Raw genomic sequence first — 16441 nt, 5'->3', positions numbered from 1 at the left:
CGGCAAAGTGCTAACATTTTGTCAGTTTAAAAAACCTTTGGATATGGGGTAAGCATGTTAATACAGCGTGGTGGTCTAAAAGTCGTCGCAGGACTTGGAATTTCAGGTGTTGCAGCAGTTAATTTTCTGCATGGTAAAGGCTACCAGGTTGCGGTAACAGACTCCAGACCGACGCCACCGGGACATGATCAGATTCCAACTGAGGTTCAGACCCGTTTTGGACAGTTTGATCAGGAACTGCTGTTACAGGCTGAAGAAATCATTATCAGTCCAGGGCTTGACCCGAAACTGCCGGAAATCCAGGCTGCAATTGCTCAGGGTATTCCTGTCGTGAGTGAAATTCAGATTCTGCGCCGTGCAACGGACAAACCAGTGATGGCAATTACTGGTTCCAATGCAAAAAGTACGGTGACTACTCTAATGGGCTTAATGGCACAGGATGCCGGAATTAAAGTCGCAGTGGGCGGGAACCTTGGACGTCCTGCACTTGATCTGACCAAAGATGATCCTGATCTGTATATTCTGGAGCTTTCAAGTTTTCAGCTGGAAACCACTTCAAACTTAAATGCAGAAGTTGCCGTGGTTCTGAATATGAGTGAAGATCATCTGGATCGTCATGGTGATATGGCAGGCTATCATGCAGCCAAACACCGTATTTTCCAGGGTGTCAAAAAAGTGGTGCATAACCGCGATGATTCACTGACCCGTCCATTGGTTCCGGATGTCACACCAATGCAGAGTTTTGGATTGAATGCTCCTGATCTGAATCAGTACGGAATCCTGAGGGAAGACAATGGCACGATCTGGCTTGCCCGTGGTCGTGAACGTTTGCTGAAAAGTTCTGAGATGTATATTCAGGGTACACACAACGTTGCCAATGCTTTAGCATGCCTGGCACTGGGTGAGGCAATCGGCTTACCATTGGAAAAAATGCTGGAAACACTGAAGACATTTAAAGGTCTTGAGCATCGCTGTGAATTTGTCAAAGAACTGCATGGTGTCCGTTATTATAATGACTCTAAAGGCACCAATATTGGAGCAACGCTTGCAGCACTGGATGGTCTTGGTGCAGCCATTGAAGTTCAGCAGGGGAAAGTTGCGATTATTTTAGGTGGGCAGGGTAAGGGACAGGATTTTACTGCACTGCGTGACTCACTTGGGCAGTATGCCAAAGTTGCGATTCTGATTGGTGAAGACAGTCCTGTGATTGAACAGGCCATTGCAGGAACGGTTGAATTACGTCACGCAGCAAGCCTGAAGGAAGCTGTAGAGCTGGCGCAGAAAAATACGCAGTCCGGCGATGTGGTACTGTTGTCACCTGCATGTGCCAGTTTTGATATGTTTAAGGGTTACAGTGAGCGTGGTCACCAGTTTGTAGACTGTGTGAATGCACTTGGCTAAGAAGAATGATAAGGAATATGTTGTATGGCTGATCTGGCTCAGACGACGATCAATAAAATAAATCAGATATATGACCGATGGCTGCCGAAAGTACCTGCCGAATTCAGTGTCAGAAATGTGCTGATCTTCTGTGTACTTGCATTATTGTGTATCGGTTCCATCATGGTGGCATCAGCTTCCATGCCTTATGCCGAGCGGATGCATGAAAATGCATTTCACTATGTTGGGCGTCATGGCATTTCCATTGTTGTTGCTGCCGTTGCTGCATTTCTGGCTTATCGGATACCGTTAAATATCTGGTTTAACAATACATTCCCCTTATGGCTGGTCACGATTGGTTTGCTGGCTGCCGTGCTGGTGGTCGGGACGGAAGTCAACGGTTCAACCCGATGGATCAGAATTGCCGGATTTACGCTGCAGGCAACTGAAGTGGCGAAAGTCATGATGGCAATCTTTACCGCGGACTATGTTGTGCGCCGTGCAGAGGAAGTCAGGAATAATATTAAGGGACTGGTCCGTCTGGCGGTGATCATGATCCTGACGGTGGGATTGATTATTGCAGAGCCTGACCTGGGTGCCACGGTCGTTATCGTATTGTCCATGCTGGGTGTGTTCTTCCTGGCAGGTGCTCCGATTATTCAGTTCGGTATCGCACTGGGAGCAATTATTGCGGCATTTGTTTTCCTGGTGGTGTTTGAACCGTACCGTTTTGAGCGACTGATGTCATTTTCAAACCCGTGGAATGATCCACTTGGAGCAGGTTATCAGCTGTCCAATGCACTGATGGCCTTTGGTCGTGGTGAATGGATGGGCGTAGGTCTGGGTCACAGTATTCAGAAAATGTCCTATCTGCCAGAAGCGCATACTGACTTTATGCTTGCAGTACTCGGAGAGGAATTCGGTTTCTTCGGTATTGTGACGGTATTGGTGCTGTCGTTCAGCATGCTAGTGTGCTGTATTAAAGTTGGACACCGTGCCCTGAAAAATCAGTATTTACGGGCAGGTTATCTGGCTTATGGAATCAGTATCATTTTCCTTTTACAGATACTGGTCAATGCCGGGATGAACATGGGTATGCTGCCAACTAAAGGTCTGACATTGCCGTTCATCAGTTATGGTGGTTCCTCTTTGATTGTCTGTGCAGTCATGATCAGTCTGATTCTGAAGATTGATTCAACTACTCAGCAATCCAATCCATCCAGGGAAGAATCCAGTTTTTAATCTATAAATTAAAGTATCTGCAGGTCTGCTGAATTCAACGGAATTCAGCAGATTTTTTTTGAGGGAAATTTAGTCCCAGGCTGGGGAGCTGTGTGCTGAAATCATTCACTGAAATTAAATACCGATTATTATTTTTTCTTTTGCTAGGGAGTGCTATTCCGCTGTTGTACAGCACAACAAGAATTTATTGGATGGGGCAAATGGAGGATGGGACAACATTTAATATAGCCTCTCAGCTGACCTGGATATCCGTACTTTATGAAACGGTAAATGAAGCTTTACTGCTGCCACTGGCATTTATTCTTGGATCAGTCATTAAAGAAACTGAGCGGCTGAAGCAAAGAATAGCAATAACACTGACCGTATTTGTTGCAGTTTATCTGGTCATTACTCTGGTGATGCTGGTGTTTACGCCCAGTGCTGTCGGCTTTATGCAGCAGGCATCATCCTTGACTGCTTTGACAGTTCAGTACATTCGACTTGAAGCTGTCGCAATCTTTTTTTCCTCAGTATTCAGTTATTATCAGCTCCTGCTGGTTTTAGAAAACAGGCAGAAACTTCTGTACTTACTGCTTTTTCTTCAGACAGTTCTAATCATTCTGCTGGACAGTTTTTTAGTCAGCAATCTGCCATTTTCATTGCAACTTGGGGTTTTGGGTGTTGCTTTGAGTAATATCGCTGTGAATATATTTATGTGCAGCCTGACTGTTTATTTCATCTACCGTCGTGGTATTGGTTTCTCAGATCTCCAGTTTAATGGTGCTGCCTGGATAAAAAAGTGGCGTGAGTTAATGCTGATGTCAGGTCTTGAATCAGGCATAAGAAATATCATTTTTATCGTCATGATTCTGAAAATGATCAACCTTGCAGAAAGTTCAGGTGATTTCTGGTTAATGAATCAATTTATCTGGGGCTGGTTGTTATTGCCGGTTTTCGCAATCACGCAACTCGTCAGACAGGATGCGGCAACGCATACAGAGTTGAGTCCCTCAAAAATCAGCGCTTATCTGGTTCTTGTCAGTGGTGTGATCATTTGCTGGTTTTTCACAATGCCATTCTGGGAATATTTTATCCATTCAGTAATGGGGATTTCGCATGCTGAAAAAATTGTCAGTATGGTGGTCTGGATGCTTGGTTTTTATATGCTGTTTGCATGGAACAGTGTTTTCGATCAGTATTTCTATGGAACTGGTCGTATCCATTTAATCCTTTATCAAACGCTCATCATTAATTTGTTTTTTTATGGCACGGCGTATATTTTGCATGTCATGAATATGTTCAGCGTGACACTGGATAATATATTGCTGATTTTTGGGTTAAGTCTGATGTTTGACAGTTTGCTGACGTATTTTCAGTATATGAGGGTGCGAAAGCAGAATCAGCTGAGGGGGTTGAAGTGCGCCAGCTTATAAAAAGACAGCCTGAATTTCAGTACCTTGAGGAATATTTTTTCTGTCCCATTGAGCCACTGCCTGTATCAGCATTCTGTCAGGCCGATCCAGTTCTACAGCAGGTTGTCCGAGTGCAGTAATGGCATCTGACAACAGTACAGAAGCCTGAGCTGGATCAAGTGCCTGAGCCATGTTCTGTTTGGAAAGTTTCTGCCCCTGATCATTCATCGCCAGGGGAAGGTGCATATAGGACAGTTCAGGATAGTCCAGCAGTTTTCCCAGCCAGATCTGACGTTCAGTGTTGTCCAGCAGGTCTGCGCCACGGACGACATGTGTCATGCCTTGCAGATAATCATCCACGACGACAGCCAGCTGGTAGTTGATAATGCCGTCCCGACGTTTCAGAACAAAGTCACCCAGATCATATTTCAGATTGGAACAGTGCCGTCCCTGTAGGGCGTCATCAAAACAGATTTCACAGTCATCGACCTTCACCCGCATCGCCTGATGCGCCAGAGGCAGATTTAAGTGACGGCAGGTTTCTGTATAAATATGATTGGAGCCGAGTATTTTTCGGGTGCACTGACATGCATACACCAACCCTTGCTGATGCAGTTGTTCAATAACGGATTCATAAATATCAAGGCGGTCTTTCTGAAAAATAATTTCTTTGTCAGATTCAAAACCAAAGGCATCCAGGCATTTCAGGATATGTGCTTCGCTGCCAGGATAGATGCGGGGAATATCCGTATCTTCAATACGGACAATCCATTCACCTTGATGGGCTTTGGCTTCACAGTAACTGGCGACAGCTGTAATGAGTGAACCAAAATGCAAAGGGCCGGTTGGCGATGGCGCGAACCGACCCCGATAAGCCACCCTTATCTCCTCCTTATCAGAAGAAGGAGACAGGGCTGGATTATTCAATAACATGGATCAACCGTTATTCTGCTTCTCTTTGATTTCTGCAAGTGTTTTACAGTCAATACATAAAGTCGCAGTTGGACGGGCTTCCAGACGACGTAAACCGATTTCGATACCACAGGTTTCACAGAAACCGTAGTCATCATTTTTGATCGCTTCGATAGACTGTTCAATTTTTCGGATCAGTTTGCGTTCACGGTCACGGGTACGTAATTCAATTGCAAATTCTTCTTCCTGCGTCGCACGGTCATTGACGTCCGGCAGAGATGAACTTTCGTCCTGCATTGTGTTCAGAGTGCGGTCAACTTCAGACATGAGTTCTGCTTTCCATGCGAGCAGAATCTGACGGAAGTGTTCGAGTTGCCCCTCAGACATGTATTCTTCATTTTTTTTAGGCTGATAAGGTGCAATACCAAATAAGCTTGCAGTTGAAGCACTGTCAGCAGACTTAGGTTTTGTTTTACGCACACGCTTTACAGCCTTATCGTCCATAACATCAGACTGTTCATCCAGGACTTGATTTTGGTTGTCATTCGCCATACAGGGCATTCCTCATCATATGCGTATATCTATACGCAAAAAATATGGTGATATGCAAGTGTTTTTATCCAGCCTCGGAGGATTATTCCTCTTCGGGGGTCGTATCATATAGACTTTTTGAATTTTTTGATAGTCTTAGATGTCGGGATTTGACATCTCACTTTCCTTTTCGATGGCATAACTTAATGTAAAAAAACCAAAATGAAAAGTCAGTAACCTGAAATTTCACCATTTATTTTTTGTATCAGACCACTGATCCGGTGTACCCGTGTTTCAAAGCGACCATTTTCATGCAGATGCATCACACGATAGCCAGGAGCCTGTTCATCCAGGGCAAATTTTTCACTGAGTGGTTTAAACTGTACACAGGTTGATGGTGTGGAAAGAAAGGGTATGCCGTTCCACTCATGCAGGGAATCCTGATGGACATGCCCAAACAGGACAGCTTTAATATTGTTATGCTGCCCCAGAATATCGGTCAACTGTTCGGTGTTTTTCAGTTTATGGTTATCAATCCATCTTGATTTCATTTCAAAGGGATGATGATGACAGGCAAGCACAATGGACTGATCCTGATAGTCCTGTAGAATCTGATTTAACTGTTCCAGCTGAGCCTGTTCGACCCATCCATCGACCTTACCTTTTACAGCGCTGTTCATGAGGCAGATTGACCACTTTCCAAGCTGAATGGTGTGGATCTCATCCTTATAGTCATAAAATGGAAAACATTCAGCATTATCATGATTTCCAGGAATCTGATAAAACGGGACATTCAGCGTTTCCATGAAGTTGATATAACGTTCATATGTGGAAACCACAGGAACCTGAGCCAGGTCGCCTGTATGAATAATGGCGTCAGCTTCAGGATACTGTTCCATAATATCCTGAATGACCGCTTTAAAGGTCTGTTCTGGATTTATACTGACAAAATCGAGGTCTTCCTGATCCATGAGATGGGTGTCAGTAATCTGGATAATGGTCCAGCTTTGCTGGCGTGGTGTTAATGCTGATGAAGTCATGTCTGCCCCCTTAGACACTCCCTGTAGTATTTATTCGTTGTTGCAGCCATTGCAATGCCATAATGACAGGTGCATTTTTAAGGCGACCACTGGTCAGTAAATCAGGCACATCCCTGTAATTTATAATGTGCAGTTTTATATTTTCACCTTCGTCTGGCATGCCGAAGACACCTCCCTCACTGGGTAGGTGAACATCTGCACTGTACAGATGAAAGATTTCTGCGCATGCACCGGCAGAAGGGTAGAATGTAAATAAGTGGGTCGGTTGCCCGATACTGCAGCCGGATTCCTCCAGGCTTTCTCTTTGAATGCAGCTCTCAGGTGATTCATCACCGTCCAGAACGCCTGCAATCACCTCGAGTTGCCAGGGAGAGTCAGCATCATCCATTGCACCGATACGGAACTGTTCAATCAGGGCGACTTTCTGCTGTGCACTGCTGTACAGCAAGACTCCGGCAGCTTCAGGGCGACGGATCAGCTCACGTTGAATGACAGGCGTATACTCGGTCTGATTGAACAGACGATGAGTCAGACACACTTTTTCAACCTGAATAAAACCACGAAAAACATAGTCACGGGAGTGAATATGAACGTCATGGCTGTCATATGTGGCTTGTTTAATAATATTCATAAAGCACAGTCAGGATGAAAATACATCTGTTTCATCCTAACCGAGATTTTACTGAACACAAATATATTTTTTAAGCAATCATACTTTGCGGTACAAAATTTGACCATTTTCCTGCCATGCAGTTTTCATGGATCTGAGACCTTCCTCAATAACAGATTCATCATCTGTATAGTTTTTTTCATCCTGTTGATTTTGTGCATATTCACGCACATTCTGCGTGATTTTCATGGAGCAGAATTTTGGACCGCACATTGAACAGAAATGCGCTGATTTGTGTGCTTCTTTTGGCATGGTTTCATCATGCATTGAACGTGCCGTATCTGGGTCCAGGCTCAGGTTGAACTGATCTTCCCAGCGGAATTCAAAACGTGCTTTGGACAGTGCATTGTCACGTACCTGCGCACCTGGATGACCTTTAGCGAGATCCGCCGCATGCGCCGCAATTTTATAGGTGATAATGCCGTCTTTAACGTCTTTTTTATTCGGTAAGCCCAGATGTTCTTTTGGCGTTACATAGCACAACATTGCCGTGCCGTACCAACCGATCATCGCAGCACCAATCGCAGAAGTGATGTGGTCATAACCTGGAGCGATATCCGTGGTGAGAGGGCCAAGCGTATAGAAAGGTGCTTCCTGGCAGACTTCCAGTTGCAGGTCCATATTTTCTTTGACCATATGCATCGGCACATGTCCAGGCCCCTCAATCATCACCTGTACATCATGTTCCCATGCACGATGGGTCAGTTCACCTAAAGTACGTAACTCAGAGAATTGAGCTTCATCATTAGCATCCTGAATACAGCCTGGACGTAAACCATCACCCAGACTGAAAGACACGTCATAAGCTTTCATGATTTCGCAAATTTCATCGAAATGGGTATAGAGAAAGTTTTCTTCATGATGTGCCAGACACCACTGTGCCATGATTGAACCACCGCGTGACACGATCCCTGTCAAACGATTTGCAGTCATCGGAACATAACGTAATAACACGCCTGCGTGAATAGTAAAATAATCCACACCTTGTTCAGCTTGCTCGATCAAAGTGTCTTTGAAAATTTCCCATGTTAAATCTTCAGCGACACCATTAACTTTTTCTAAAGCTTGGTAAATCGGTACTGTGCCAATCGGTACAGGTGAGTTACGGATAATCCATTCACGGGTTTCATGAATATTTTTACCTGTCGATAAATCCATGATGGTGTCTGCGCCCCAACGGGTCGCCCACGTCATTTTCGATACTTCTTCATCAATAGATGAACCGAGCGCAGAGTTACCAATATTTGCATTGATTTTCACCAGGAAGTTACGCCCAATAATCATTGGCTCACATTCAGGGTGGTTAATATTGGCAGGAATAATGGCACGACCTTCAGCCACTTCTTTACGGACAAATTCAGGCGTGATTTCCATCAAATTACGTGCGCCAAAGTTCTGTCCTGCATGTTGACGCATATCCACGCCTTCACGCTGACGTTGATTTTCACGAATCGCAATGTATTCCATCTCAGGGGTAATGATGCCTTGTTTGGCATAATGCATTTGCGATACGTTTTGACCTGTTTTGGCACGACGTGGTTTTTGGATGTGGGCGAAACGAATTTCAGCAGTACGAATATCTTTTAAACGTTCCTGTCCAAAAGCAGAAGTCAGTGTGTCTAAGCGTTCAGTATCTTCACGTTCCGCAATCCATGTTTCACGGACATTCGGCAAGCCTTTATTCAGGTCAATATGTACATCTGGATCGGTATACACACCTGATGTGTCATAGACCATGATCGGAGGATTTTTTTCACCGCCTAAGCCTGTAGGTGTATCCGTGAGTTCAATTTCACGCATCGGCACCTGAATGTCGGGACGTGAACCCTGGATATAGACTTTTTTGGATGCAGGTAAAATACGGGTCAGGTCACGGGCTTCCTGCTCATGTTGAGCAAGGGCATCGATTGGGGACAGATTCGTTAACTGGTTCATTGCAATGATCCTTATGAATGACATCAACGAATCAAGCACGACCAAAAACGGTGGCAATTCAGTCTGCTTCATGGCATTTATTCATAATTTTATTGAGTGAATAAATGGTATTTCTACTGAAACAGATAAATCTGGAGCTGTGGTTTTCAGACTGGCTTGATTCCTACGCAGGTTTTAACCTGATCAGGTTCAACGGTACTCATCTTCAGAAGATGATCTCAGCGAGGAAATACTCGCGCTCCGTCAAGCGATGGTTGAATAGTAACATGCAATCCAGCTAAAAACATCAGCCAGAAAGTTCAGCTGTATTTATGATGGAAGACAGACTGCATCACTGAAACAGTCACGTTTATCTTTAAGGACTTCAGTATTGAGTTGCAGATACTGAGTCAGTTGGACTGAAGGGCTGGCAGCGGCAGGAAGCTGTCTTCGGTCGGTATCAGACATCTGAATGAACTGGATGAATTTTCTTGCCTGATCCGCCAGTGCTGAGTTTTTTAATTGTGTCAGTGCTTCAATTTCCGCCAGGTTATCAGGAGTAACTGAGCTTTTATCACGATAATTTTCAGATACTGAAGTCTTTGGTGTGCCTTTAAACAGGAAAATGGCATAAATTTTCTGTAAGTATCGGGCATCCTGAATATAACGGCTTTTAGGATAATCCCTGACATAACCCTCCCAGAAAAGTGCTCGCTCAGTCACTTCCTGAGCTGAAATAACCAATGCACCGTCACGTAAGGTCTGCTGCATGTTCTGCTGTGCCAGGTGTTCAATAAAGACTTTTTCTGCTTCAGGCATATAGGGTGCAAAAATAATCGCGAGGTACTGCGGACTGCGACGGTAAATCAGACTGTCAGCACCTGCATCAAACAGTTCAATATAAGCCTGTCCCTGATGTTTCAGCAGATACTGATCCCGTAGCGTAAACTGTTCAAAATGACTCTGTTGAATGGTTGGGTGTTGTGCCATATCAAAAGCATACTGATGAAAAGCTTTTGCCTGCTGAGGTGTCCGTTCAACAGTTAAAAAATTACGGTACATCTGGGTGGACAGTTTTAACAGAGCGAGCTGTTCATCCGGCTGCACCAGAGGCAGGCAGACTTTCAGATCCTGGTTGATCTGTTCCAGCGCAAGTGTGGTACGTTGCGCATTGATATCGTTCATTTCCTTGTGAATGTTTTTACACAGCTGGGTCAAATCCACCGCATCTGAAATTTCCTGGTGGCTTTGTTTCTGCTCCTGGACAGGTCGATGTTCTGACTTATCACAGCCTGTCAGGACAAGCATGGTGGCCAGTAAAAAAGAAAGGGGCAGAAAAGAAAAGTGGACAGTCATTCAGTTGCTAAACAGTTCATACAGAAAACAGGGGCTATTTTCGCGTATTCCACCGCTGAATATGATTATAGAATTGTATAGTGTTGTGAACGGCTTTCGTTACAGCCTGAGTGCTTTTCCATAATATGTATTTTCAGGTCGATATGAAGACAGTATGATAAAAACAGTCATAGAGTGAAGTAATGGAAAACAGAGATCATTCTTCAGCAGAACTGGGTAAATGATTAAAATAATGAGAGATGATTGAACATGGTCATGGCGGGATGGAACGCTCAATAAAAATGAAAAAGATTTTACTTAGTGTCAGCATACTTTCACTGTCTTCATTCAGCTATGCACTGGATCTGGTTGAAGCGTATCAGCGGGCAAAAAATACCGATCCATCCTGGCAGGCCAATCTGTTGCAGTATGAAGCAGATCAGCTGAATCTTGGTATTGCAAAAGGGAATCTGCTGCCTACGGTCACTTTGTCGGGAAATGTCACCCGAAAAAATCAGGATCAGAACACAGACCCGATTGAGGGAATTCCGGCAGATGCACTGGTTTCTTCTGCTTCCACGGCACGCCAGATCGCACTGACTGCGAGACAGCCATTATTCCGCTGGGATGCCTGGGAAGGACTGAAGCAGGTGAAAACCTCACTGAGTCTGAGTGAAGTGAATCTGAAACTTCAACAGCAGGAACATATTTTAAGTGTTGCGCAGGCATATTTTGATGTGCTGAGACAGCAGGCTCTGACGGCTTCCAATGTACAGGAAGAAAAGGCGTTGCAGGAGCAGCTGAATATGATGAATGCCCGGTTAAGAGAAGGGCTGGTTGCAAAAAGTGATGTCAGTGAAGCAAATGCGCAGTATCAGAGTGCGCGTGCAAACCGTATTGCTACCCATGTTCAGCTGATGCTGGCACAGGAGCAGTTAGCTCAGTTGACCGGTTCATATCAGGAAAGTCTGGCAGTGCTCAGAGATGATTTTCAGTTTCAGAAACCGGTACCTGAACGGCTGGATGAATGGAGCCAGATGGCGCTGAGTCATAATCTGAATATTCAGCAGGCACGTTTACAGCGGACCTATGCTGAAGATGGCAAGCGGGTTGAGCAGGCAGCGCTTTATCCGCAGGTCGAAGCAGTAGCAACTTACGGTTATGCAAAACAGACCCCTGAAAATGTCATCTCTCAGAATGGACAGTTTGATCAGGTGGGTGTTGAGGTGAGCTGGAATGTCTTTTCGGGGGGTAAAACCCAGAAATCCATCCGCAAAGCCGATGTGGATTTAAAAAAATATGAAGCACAGCTGGATGCTGCCATCCGCAAAGCCAGTACAGATGTGAAAAAAGCCTATTTACAGGTCGAAACAGATCAGTCCAGGCTGATGGCAAGAAAAGCGGCGCAGGATTCATCTGAAACGGTTGCTCAGGCGTCCAGGGCTCAGTATCGGGAAGGACTGAAAACCATGGTGGATGTGCTGCTGGCACAGAGAAATGCATTTTCTGCACGGCAGGATTTTTTAAATGCACGTTTCGATTATCTGTTGAATGTTCTGAAACTTAAAGCCGCAGTGGGGCAGCTGACTGAACAGGATTTACAGGAAATGAATGCCTGGCTTGTCGAAAAGACAATATAAGTCAGTCGTTGAACCGTTGCATTGTCATAAAAGCTTCACAATAACTGTGATTTAATATTGCCTGGAAAATTCTGTCTTTTTTTGCTGAGGAGTATGTGCCTTGAGTTTTAATAATCCAGTGCTGAGCCACCATATTTCTTCTCAGTTTAATGAAGATCTTCAGGCTGTGAACACGAAGTTCATGACCATGGGCGGTCTGGTGGAACAGCAGGTTGCCAATGCGATTCATGCATTACTGGACACCGATGCTAATATGGCGATGGATGTTCAGTTTCAGGACAATACCGTTAACCGTTATGAGCTTGAAATTGATGAAGCGCTGACGCTGATTCTTGCACGCCGTCATCCTGCCGCGATTGATTTGCGTATGGTAATTGCCATGAGTAAAGCCAATACCGACCTGGAACGTATTGGCGATGAAGCTTCCAAAATTGCCCGTATTGCTCAGGCTTTGTGTGAAGAGGGAGAATCTCCTCGCGGTTACATGGAAACCCGTCATATCGGCAATCAGGTGCGTGTCATGATTCATGATGCGCTGGATGCTTTTGCCCGTCTTGATGTCGATCAGGCTTTACATGTATTGCTTGCAGATGCAGATATTGACCGTGAATATCAGTCTGCGACACGGACACTGATGACCTATATGATCGAAGATCCGCGCCATATCTCCCGTGTCATTAATGTGATGTGGGTGTTGCGTTCACTTGAACGGATTGGTGATCACGCACGTAATATTGCAGAGCAGGTTATTTATATGGTGAAAGGGCTGGATGTGCGTCATACCAGTATGGAAGAAATTGAGGAAAAGGTTCAGGAACGCTGACACGAACTGAACCCTGCTTTGAAAGACATCATAAATATGATGTCTTTTTTTTGCTTTTCTAAAGACAAAAAAAATCCTGAATTTTGGGGGAAATCCAGGATTTAAATCGGGGTATTTATCTCTTTTATCAGCAATGCAGAACATTGCCGTTAAAATCAGTATAGAGAGATGACTCTGAAGTTTCATGATGCTTATTGTGAGCTAATGTTGCCTTTTATGTACTAATGTATCGCGTCTTTACATATTGGATAATATTTAATCAATTGATTGTAATAAAAGAAAATTCAGGCTGATGACCTTATTTTCAGGGCAAAAGTGTTCTGTGCAGATAATAAAAAAAGAATCCCCAGATGTATGGAGATTCTTTTCAATTAAAGCCTGTGAGCATCTTTGATTTTTGTCTTTTTGAGCAAGGGCGGAGCATTTTTTAGATTTATTGCTAAATCAGAAACTACGTACTTCGCTTGTCTTGCAGAAAAATAAGGCAAAAAAGAATCTCCAGATGTATGGAGATTCTTTTCAATTAAAGCCTACGCACATCTTCGATGTTTGTCTTGCGTAAAAAGAAAGCGTTACTTCTAAATACACTCGAAGCGTAGCTTTTCGTCTTGCGTTCGGGTGGAGCGCTGCTCCACTGATCCTCACTCAGGCTTCAGCCCCTCGGCTTTTTCCAGTGAGTCATCATTGTTGAAGAATTTTTCACGCTGTTCTTCAAGAAACTTTTTCGCATCCGGTTCAAACACGTTTAAACGCTTTTCATTGATCAGCGTAGTCTGGTGTTTGAGCCATTCCTGCCAGGCTTGTTTAGATACCGTGTCAAATAATTCCTGACCCTTTGCACCAGGGAATGGTGCAAAGTCTAAACCGTCCAGCTCTTTTTGATATTTACGGCAAAGGACTTGTCGAGACATATCAATACTCCAAATTTAGTCTAAAATTAAACTTAAAAAAATTAAGCGTAAAGTTTCTCTAAGCGTGTATAAGCACGTTCAATTGCAGCTTCAACCTGTGAAGGTGCAGTACCACCGATGTGGTTACGTGCATTCACTGAAGCTTCTAAAGTGAGTGCTTTTTCAAATACATCGGCCTGGATCAGATCAGAGAACTGTTGCAATTGCTCAAGTGTAAGTTCTGACAGATCTTTGCCTTCAGCAACACCCAATGCAACCGCTTTACCCACGATTTCGTGTGCATCACGGAACGCAACGCCATTTTTAACAAGATAATCAGCTAAATCTGTCGCTGTAGAGAAGCCACGAAGAGCCGCTTCACGCATGATTTCAATATTTGGAACCAATGCAGGAATCATGTCTGCAAATGCCATCAGTGAACCACGAACAGTGTCAATTGCATCAAATAAAGGTTCTTTGTCTTCCTGGTTGTCTTTGTTGTACGCCAAAGGCTGACCTTTCATGAGCGTTAACAGACTCATTAGATCACCATAGACACGACCTGTTTTACCACGGATCAACTCAGGAACATCTGGGTTTTTCTTCTGTGGCATGATCGAAGAACCAGTACAGAAACGATCAGGAATATTCACAAATTTAAACTGTGCAGATGTCCATAGAATCATTTCTTCTGACATACGTGACAAATGCATCATGATCAAAGATGCAGCAGCATTAAACTCAATCCCGAAGTCACGGTCAGAAACAGCATCTAACGAGTTTTCACACACTGCTTCAAAACCTAAAAGCTCAGCTGTATACGCACGTTCGATTGGGTAAGTTGTCCCAGCCAGTGCAGCAGAACCCAGTGGTAAGCGGTTGACACGTTTACGACAGTCGATCAGACGTTCAGAGTCACGCACCAGCATTTCAAACCAAGCCATTAAGTGGTGACCAAAAGTCACAGGCTGTGCAGTCTGTAAATGGGTGAAACCTGGCATGATGGTATTGGTATTTTTTGCAGCAAGACCCAGGATACCTTTTTGCAGTTTTTTTAATAACTGTAAGATGGCATCAATTTCATCACGTACATATAAACGGATGTCCGTTGCCACCTGGTCATTACGGCTACGACCAGTATGTAGTTTTTTACCTGTAATGCCGATACGCTGAGTGAGGCGTGATTCGATATTCATGTGTACATCTTCTAAGTCGATGCGCCACTCGAAGTTGCCTGCTTCAATTTCAGCTTTAATCGTGTTCAGACCATTGATAATGTCGTCACGTTCCTGTTCAGTCAGAACGCCAACTTTAGCCAGCATGGTTGCGTGTGCAATAGAGCCTGCAATATCCTGTTTATAAAAGCGTTGGTCAAATTGAACAGATGCTGTAAATTCAGCAACAAAGGCATCAGTTGCTTCAGAGAAACGACCGCCCCACATGCCAGAAGTCTGGGCTTGTGACGGATTTGAGGAATTAGAAGATGTGGTCATGTCGGCTCAATAAAATTAAAAGCAGTAATTTGAAAAAGAGTATAACAAATTCGTTTGCTGTTGCCGAAGTTCAAGTTCATCAATCTTCTGTTCAGTAGGAGAATAATCTGCGCCATTCATATTTTTTTACCCGTGTAGGTCAGTCTCAGCATTATCTGGAGCTGTTCATTGCAGGCAATATTTTAAGTATGCTGCTGGCACTGGCAGAAGCTCAGTCATGGCAGGCGCTTGACCCTGTACGGCTGATTCTGCATATGCTGTATATCAACTGGATACTGCTTTCATTTACGGCTTTTATTGGACTGCTTGAGAAAAAAATCAGTCAGTACAGTCTGAGTAAAACACTGCTGATTGGTTTTCTGTTACTTCAGGGCATTATTTTTGTGACCACCCTCAGTATGAATGTACTGATTTATTTTGGGCAGTTCTTCACCCTGAATGGATTGAGTGCGGGTATTCTGTTTCATGGTGTGGTTTTACATTTAAGTTATGGTATGTTGCTTGGAGCATTCTGTTTTCGCTATCTTTTTATCCGTGAACAATGGATGCAGCAGCAGAACAGTGAACTGAATGCGCGTATTCAGGCAATGCAGGCAAGAATACATCCGCATTTTCTGTTCAACAGTCTGAATAATGTCATCAGCCTGATTGCGATTGATCCTGATAAAGCAGAGCAGATGCTGTTAAATCTGTCACGTCTGTTCAGGGCAAGCCTGCAGGAGCTTAAGCTGGTCAGTGTCCGCGATGAAGTGGATCTGTGTCAGCGTTATCTTGATATTGAGCAGATCCGGCTGGGAGACCGACTGCATGTGGAATGGAAACTGGTGAATGAAACTGCATTTTCCAGAGTGCAGATACCTTTATTGACTTTACAGCCCTTACTTGAAAATAGTATTTTTCATGGAGTTGAAAAAATTCTGACGAAGAGTACGATAAGCATATTGATCGAAATATTGCAAAATCAAGTCAATATCGTCATTACTAACCCGTATATTCACGATAAAATAAATCCACGACAGGGACATGGTCTTGCTGTTAAAAATGTGAAGCAACGGCTTGAAGCATATTATGGTCAGAGTGTTGTTTTTCAGACCTATGCTGGGGATGGTATGTTTACCACGGTTGTTCAATACCGTTATAAATAAATGACAGTCAGCCTATAAAAATAACTGACAGACTG

14 protein-coding genes and 1 riboswitch are annotated in these 16441 nt (G+C 44.0%); of the genes, 6 read left to right on the top strand and 8 right to left on the bottom strand.

Features of this window, described 5'->3' with window-relative positions:
- Nucleotides 1-54 precede the first annotated feature (54 nt).
- From murD to CDG61_RS16185, 3 genes are all read left to right on the top strand, one after another.
- Nucleotides 55-1401, top strand: coding sequence for a UDP-N-acetylmuramoyl-L-alanine--D-glutamate ligase (gene murD / locus CDG61_RS16195; protein ID WP_087551509.1), 1347 nt, complete (start codon nucleotides 55-57; stop codon nucleotides 1399-1401).
- Nucleotides 1402-1425: 24 nt separating this feature from the next.
- Nucleotides 1426-2622, top strand: a complete 1197-nt coding sequence (ftsW, locus tag CDG61_RS16190) for a putative lipid II flippase FtsW (protein ID WP_087513585.1) — start codon at nucleotides 1426-1428, stop codon at nucleotides 2620-2622.
- A gap of 92 nt (nucleotides 2623-2714) precedes the next feature.
- Nucleotides 2715-4034: an MATE family Na+-driven efflux transporter gene (locus CDG61_RS16185; RefSeq protein ID WP_322887955.1), complete on the top strand. Its 1320-nt coding sequence runs from the start codon at nucleotides 2715-2717 to the stop codon at nucleotides 4032-4034.
- Here the strand turns inward: CDG61_RS16185 and gluQRS are convergent.
- From gluQRS to CDG61_RS16155, 6 genes are all read right to left on the bottom strand, one after another.
- Nucleotides 4029-4946 carry a tRNA glutamyl-Q(34) synthetase GluQRS gene (gluQRS, locus tag CDG61_RS16180; protein ID WP_087551507.1) on the bottom strand — a complete coding sequence of 306 codons (918 nt, stop codon included), beginning with the start codon at nucleotides 4944-4946 and terminating at the stop codon, nucleotides 4029-4031. The two genes, CDG61_RS16185 and gluQRS, sit on opposite strands and share 6 nt — an antisense overlap.
- 3 nt (nucleotides 4947-4949) lie before the next feature.
- A complete protein-coding gene (gene dksA, locus CDG61_RS16175) occupies nucleotides 4950-5477 on the bottom strand; it encodes an RNA polymerase-binding protein DksA (protein WP_087513588.1) in 528 nt (175 codons plus the stop codon).
- Between the two features lie 209 nt (nucleotides 5478-5686).
- The gene (gene cpdA, locus CDG61_RS16170) at nucleotides 5687-6496 is read right to left on the bottom strand and encodes a 3',5'-cyclic-AMP phosphodiesterase (protein ID WP_087551506.1); all 810 of its coding nucleotides are present in this window, start codon (nucleotides 6494-6496) and stop codon (nucleotides 5687-5689) included.
- Nucleotides 6497-6506: 10 nt separating this feature from the next.
- Nucleotides 6507-7127 carry an NUDIX domain-containing protein gene (locus CDG61_RS16165; protein WP_087551505.1) on the bottom strand — a complete coding sequence of 207 codons (621 nt, stop codon included), beginning with the start codon at nucleotides 7125-7127 and terminating at the stop codon, nucleotides 6507-6509.
- 78 nt (nucleotides 7128-7205) lie between these two features.
- Nucleotides 7206-9101 (bottom strand): phosphomethylpyrimidine synthase ThiC, encoded by a 1896-nt coding sequence (thiC, locus tag CDG61_RS16160; protein WP_087551504.1) that lies wholly within the window; start codon nucleotides 9099-9101, stop codon nucleotides 7206-7208.
- A 143-nt stretch (nucleotides 9102-9244) separates the two neighbouring features.
- A riboswitch (TPP riboswitch) is annotated at nucleotides 9245-9354 on the bottom strand.
- 56 nt (nucleotides 9355-9410) lie between these two features.
- Entirely contained in the window at nucleotides 9411-10388 is a 978-nt protein-coding gene (locus CDG61_RS16155; RefSeq protein WP_228199590.1) for a hypothetical protein, read from the bottom strand.
- A 329-nt stretch (nucleotides 10389-10717) separates the two neighbouring features.
- Here CDG61_RS16155 and CDG61_RS16150 point away from each other — a divergent pair, with 329 nt between their 5' ends.
- Both CDG61_RS16150 and phoU read left to right on the top strand, forming a co-directional pair.
- Nucleotides 10718-12055 carry a TolC family outer membrane protein gene (locus tag CDG61_RS16150; protein WP_416240693.1) on the top strand — a complete coding sequence of 446 codons (1338 nt, stop codon included), beginning with the start codon at nucleotides 10718-10720 and terminating at the stop codon, nucleotides 12053-12055.
- A gap of 100 nt (nucleotides 12056-12155) precedes the next feature.
- On the top strand, nucleotides 12156-12878 hold the full coding sequence (gene phoU / locus CDG61_RS16145) for a phosphate signaling complex protein PhoU (protein ID WP_087551502.1): 723 nt from the start codon (nucleotides 12156-12158) through the stop codon (nucleotides 12876-12878).
- Nucleotides 12879-13519: 641 nt separating this feature from the next.
- Here the strand turns inward: phoU and CDG61_RS16140 are convergent.
- Nucleotides 13520-13789, bottom strand: coding sequence for an oxidative damage protection protein (locus CDG61_RS16140; RefSeq protein ID WP_087551501.1), 270 nt, complete (start codon nucleotides 13787-13789; stop codon nucleotides 13520-13522).
- 41 nt (nucleotides 13790-13830) lie between these two features.
- The gene (gene argH / locus CDG61_RS16135) at nucleotides 13831-15261 is read right to left on the bottom strand and encodes an argininosuccinate lyase (RefSeq protein ID WP_171405617.1); all 1431 of its coding nucleotides are present in this window, start codon (nucleotides 15259-15261) and stop codon (nucleotides 13831-13833) included.
- A 107-nt stretch (nucleotides 15262-15368) separates the two neighbouring features.
- On the opposite strand from argH, the gene CDG61_RS16130 reads away from it, so the two are divergent.
- Complete coding sequence (locus CDG61_RS16130) at nucleotides 15369-16406, top strand: sensor histidine kinase (protein WP_087551499.1); 1038 nt, start codon at nucleotides 15369-15371, stop codon at nucleotides 16404-16406.
- Nucleotides 16407-16441 lie beyond the last annotated feature (35 nt).

Source organism: Acinetobacter sp. WCHAc010052 (assembly GCF_002165295.2).
GTDB classification, from domain to species: Bacteria; Pseudomonadota; Gammaproteobacteria; order Pseudomonadales; family Moraxellaceae; genus Acinetobacter; species Acinetobacter chinensis.
Note: the sequence above shows the minus strand (reverse complement) of the source record. Positions and strands in the feature narration are given on the sequence as shown.

Excerpts from the sequence above, each read along its gene's own strand:
- murD (WP_087551509.1), top strand. The coding sequence starts at position 55 with ATGTTAATACAGCGTGGTGGTCTAAAAGTCGTCGCAGGACTTGGAATT.
- ftsW (WP_087513585.1), top strand. The coding sequence starts at position 1,426 with ATGGCTGATCTGGCTCAGACGACGATCAATAAAATAAATCAGATATAT.
- gluQRS (WP_087551507.1), bottom strand. The coding sequence starts at position 4,946 with ATGTTATTGAATAATCCAGCCCTGTCTCCTTCTTCTGATAAGGAGGAG.
- dksA (WP_087513588.1), bottom strand. The coding sequence starts at position 5,477 with ATGGCGAATGACAACCAAAATCAAGTCCTGGATGAACAGTCTGATGTT.
- cpdA (WP_087551506.1), bottom strand. The coding sequence starts at position 6,496 with ATGACTTCATCAGCATTAACACCACGCCAGCAAAGCTGGACCATTATC.
- CDG61_RS16165 (WP_087551505.1), bottom strand. The coding sequence starts at position 7,127 with ATGAATATTATTAAACAAGCCACATATGACAGCCATGACGTTCATATT.
- thiC (WP_087551504.1), bottom strand. The coding sequence starts at position 9,101 with ATGAACCAGTTAACGAATCTGTCCCCAATCGATGCCCTTGCTCAACAT.
- CDG61_RS16155 (WP_228199590.1), bottom strand. The coding sequence starts at position 10,388 with ATGCTTGTCCTGACAGGCTGTGATAAGTCAGAACATCGACCTGTCCAG.
- CDG61_RS16150 (WP_416240693.1), top strand. The coding sequence starts at position 10,718 with ATGAAAAAGATTTTACTTAGTGTCAGCATACTTTCACTGTCTTCATTC.
- CDG61_RS16140 (WP_087551501.1), bottom strand. The coding sequence starts at position 13,789 with ATGTCTCGACAAGTCCTTTGCCGTAAATATCAAAAAGAGCTGGACGGT.
- argH (WP_171405617.1), bottom strand. The coding sequence starts at position 15,261 with ATGACCACATCTTCTAATTCCTCAAATCCGTCACAAGCCCAGACTTCT.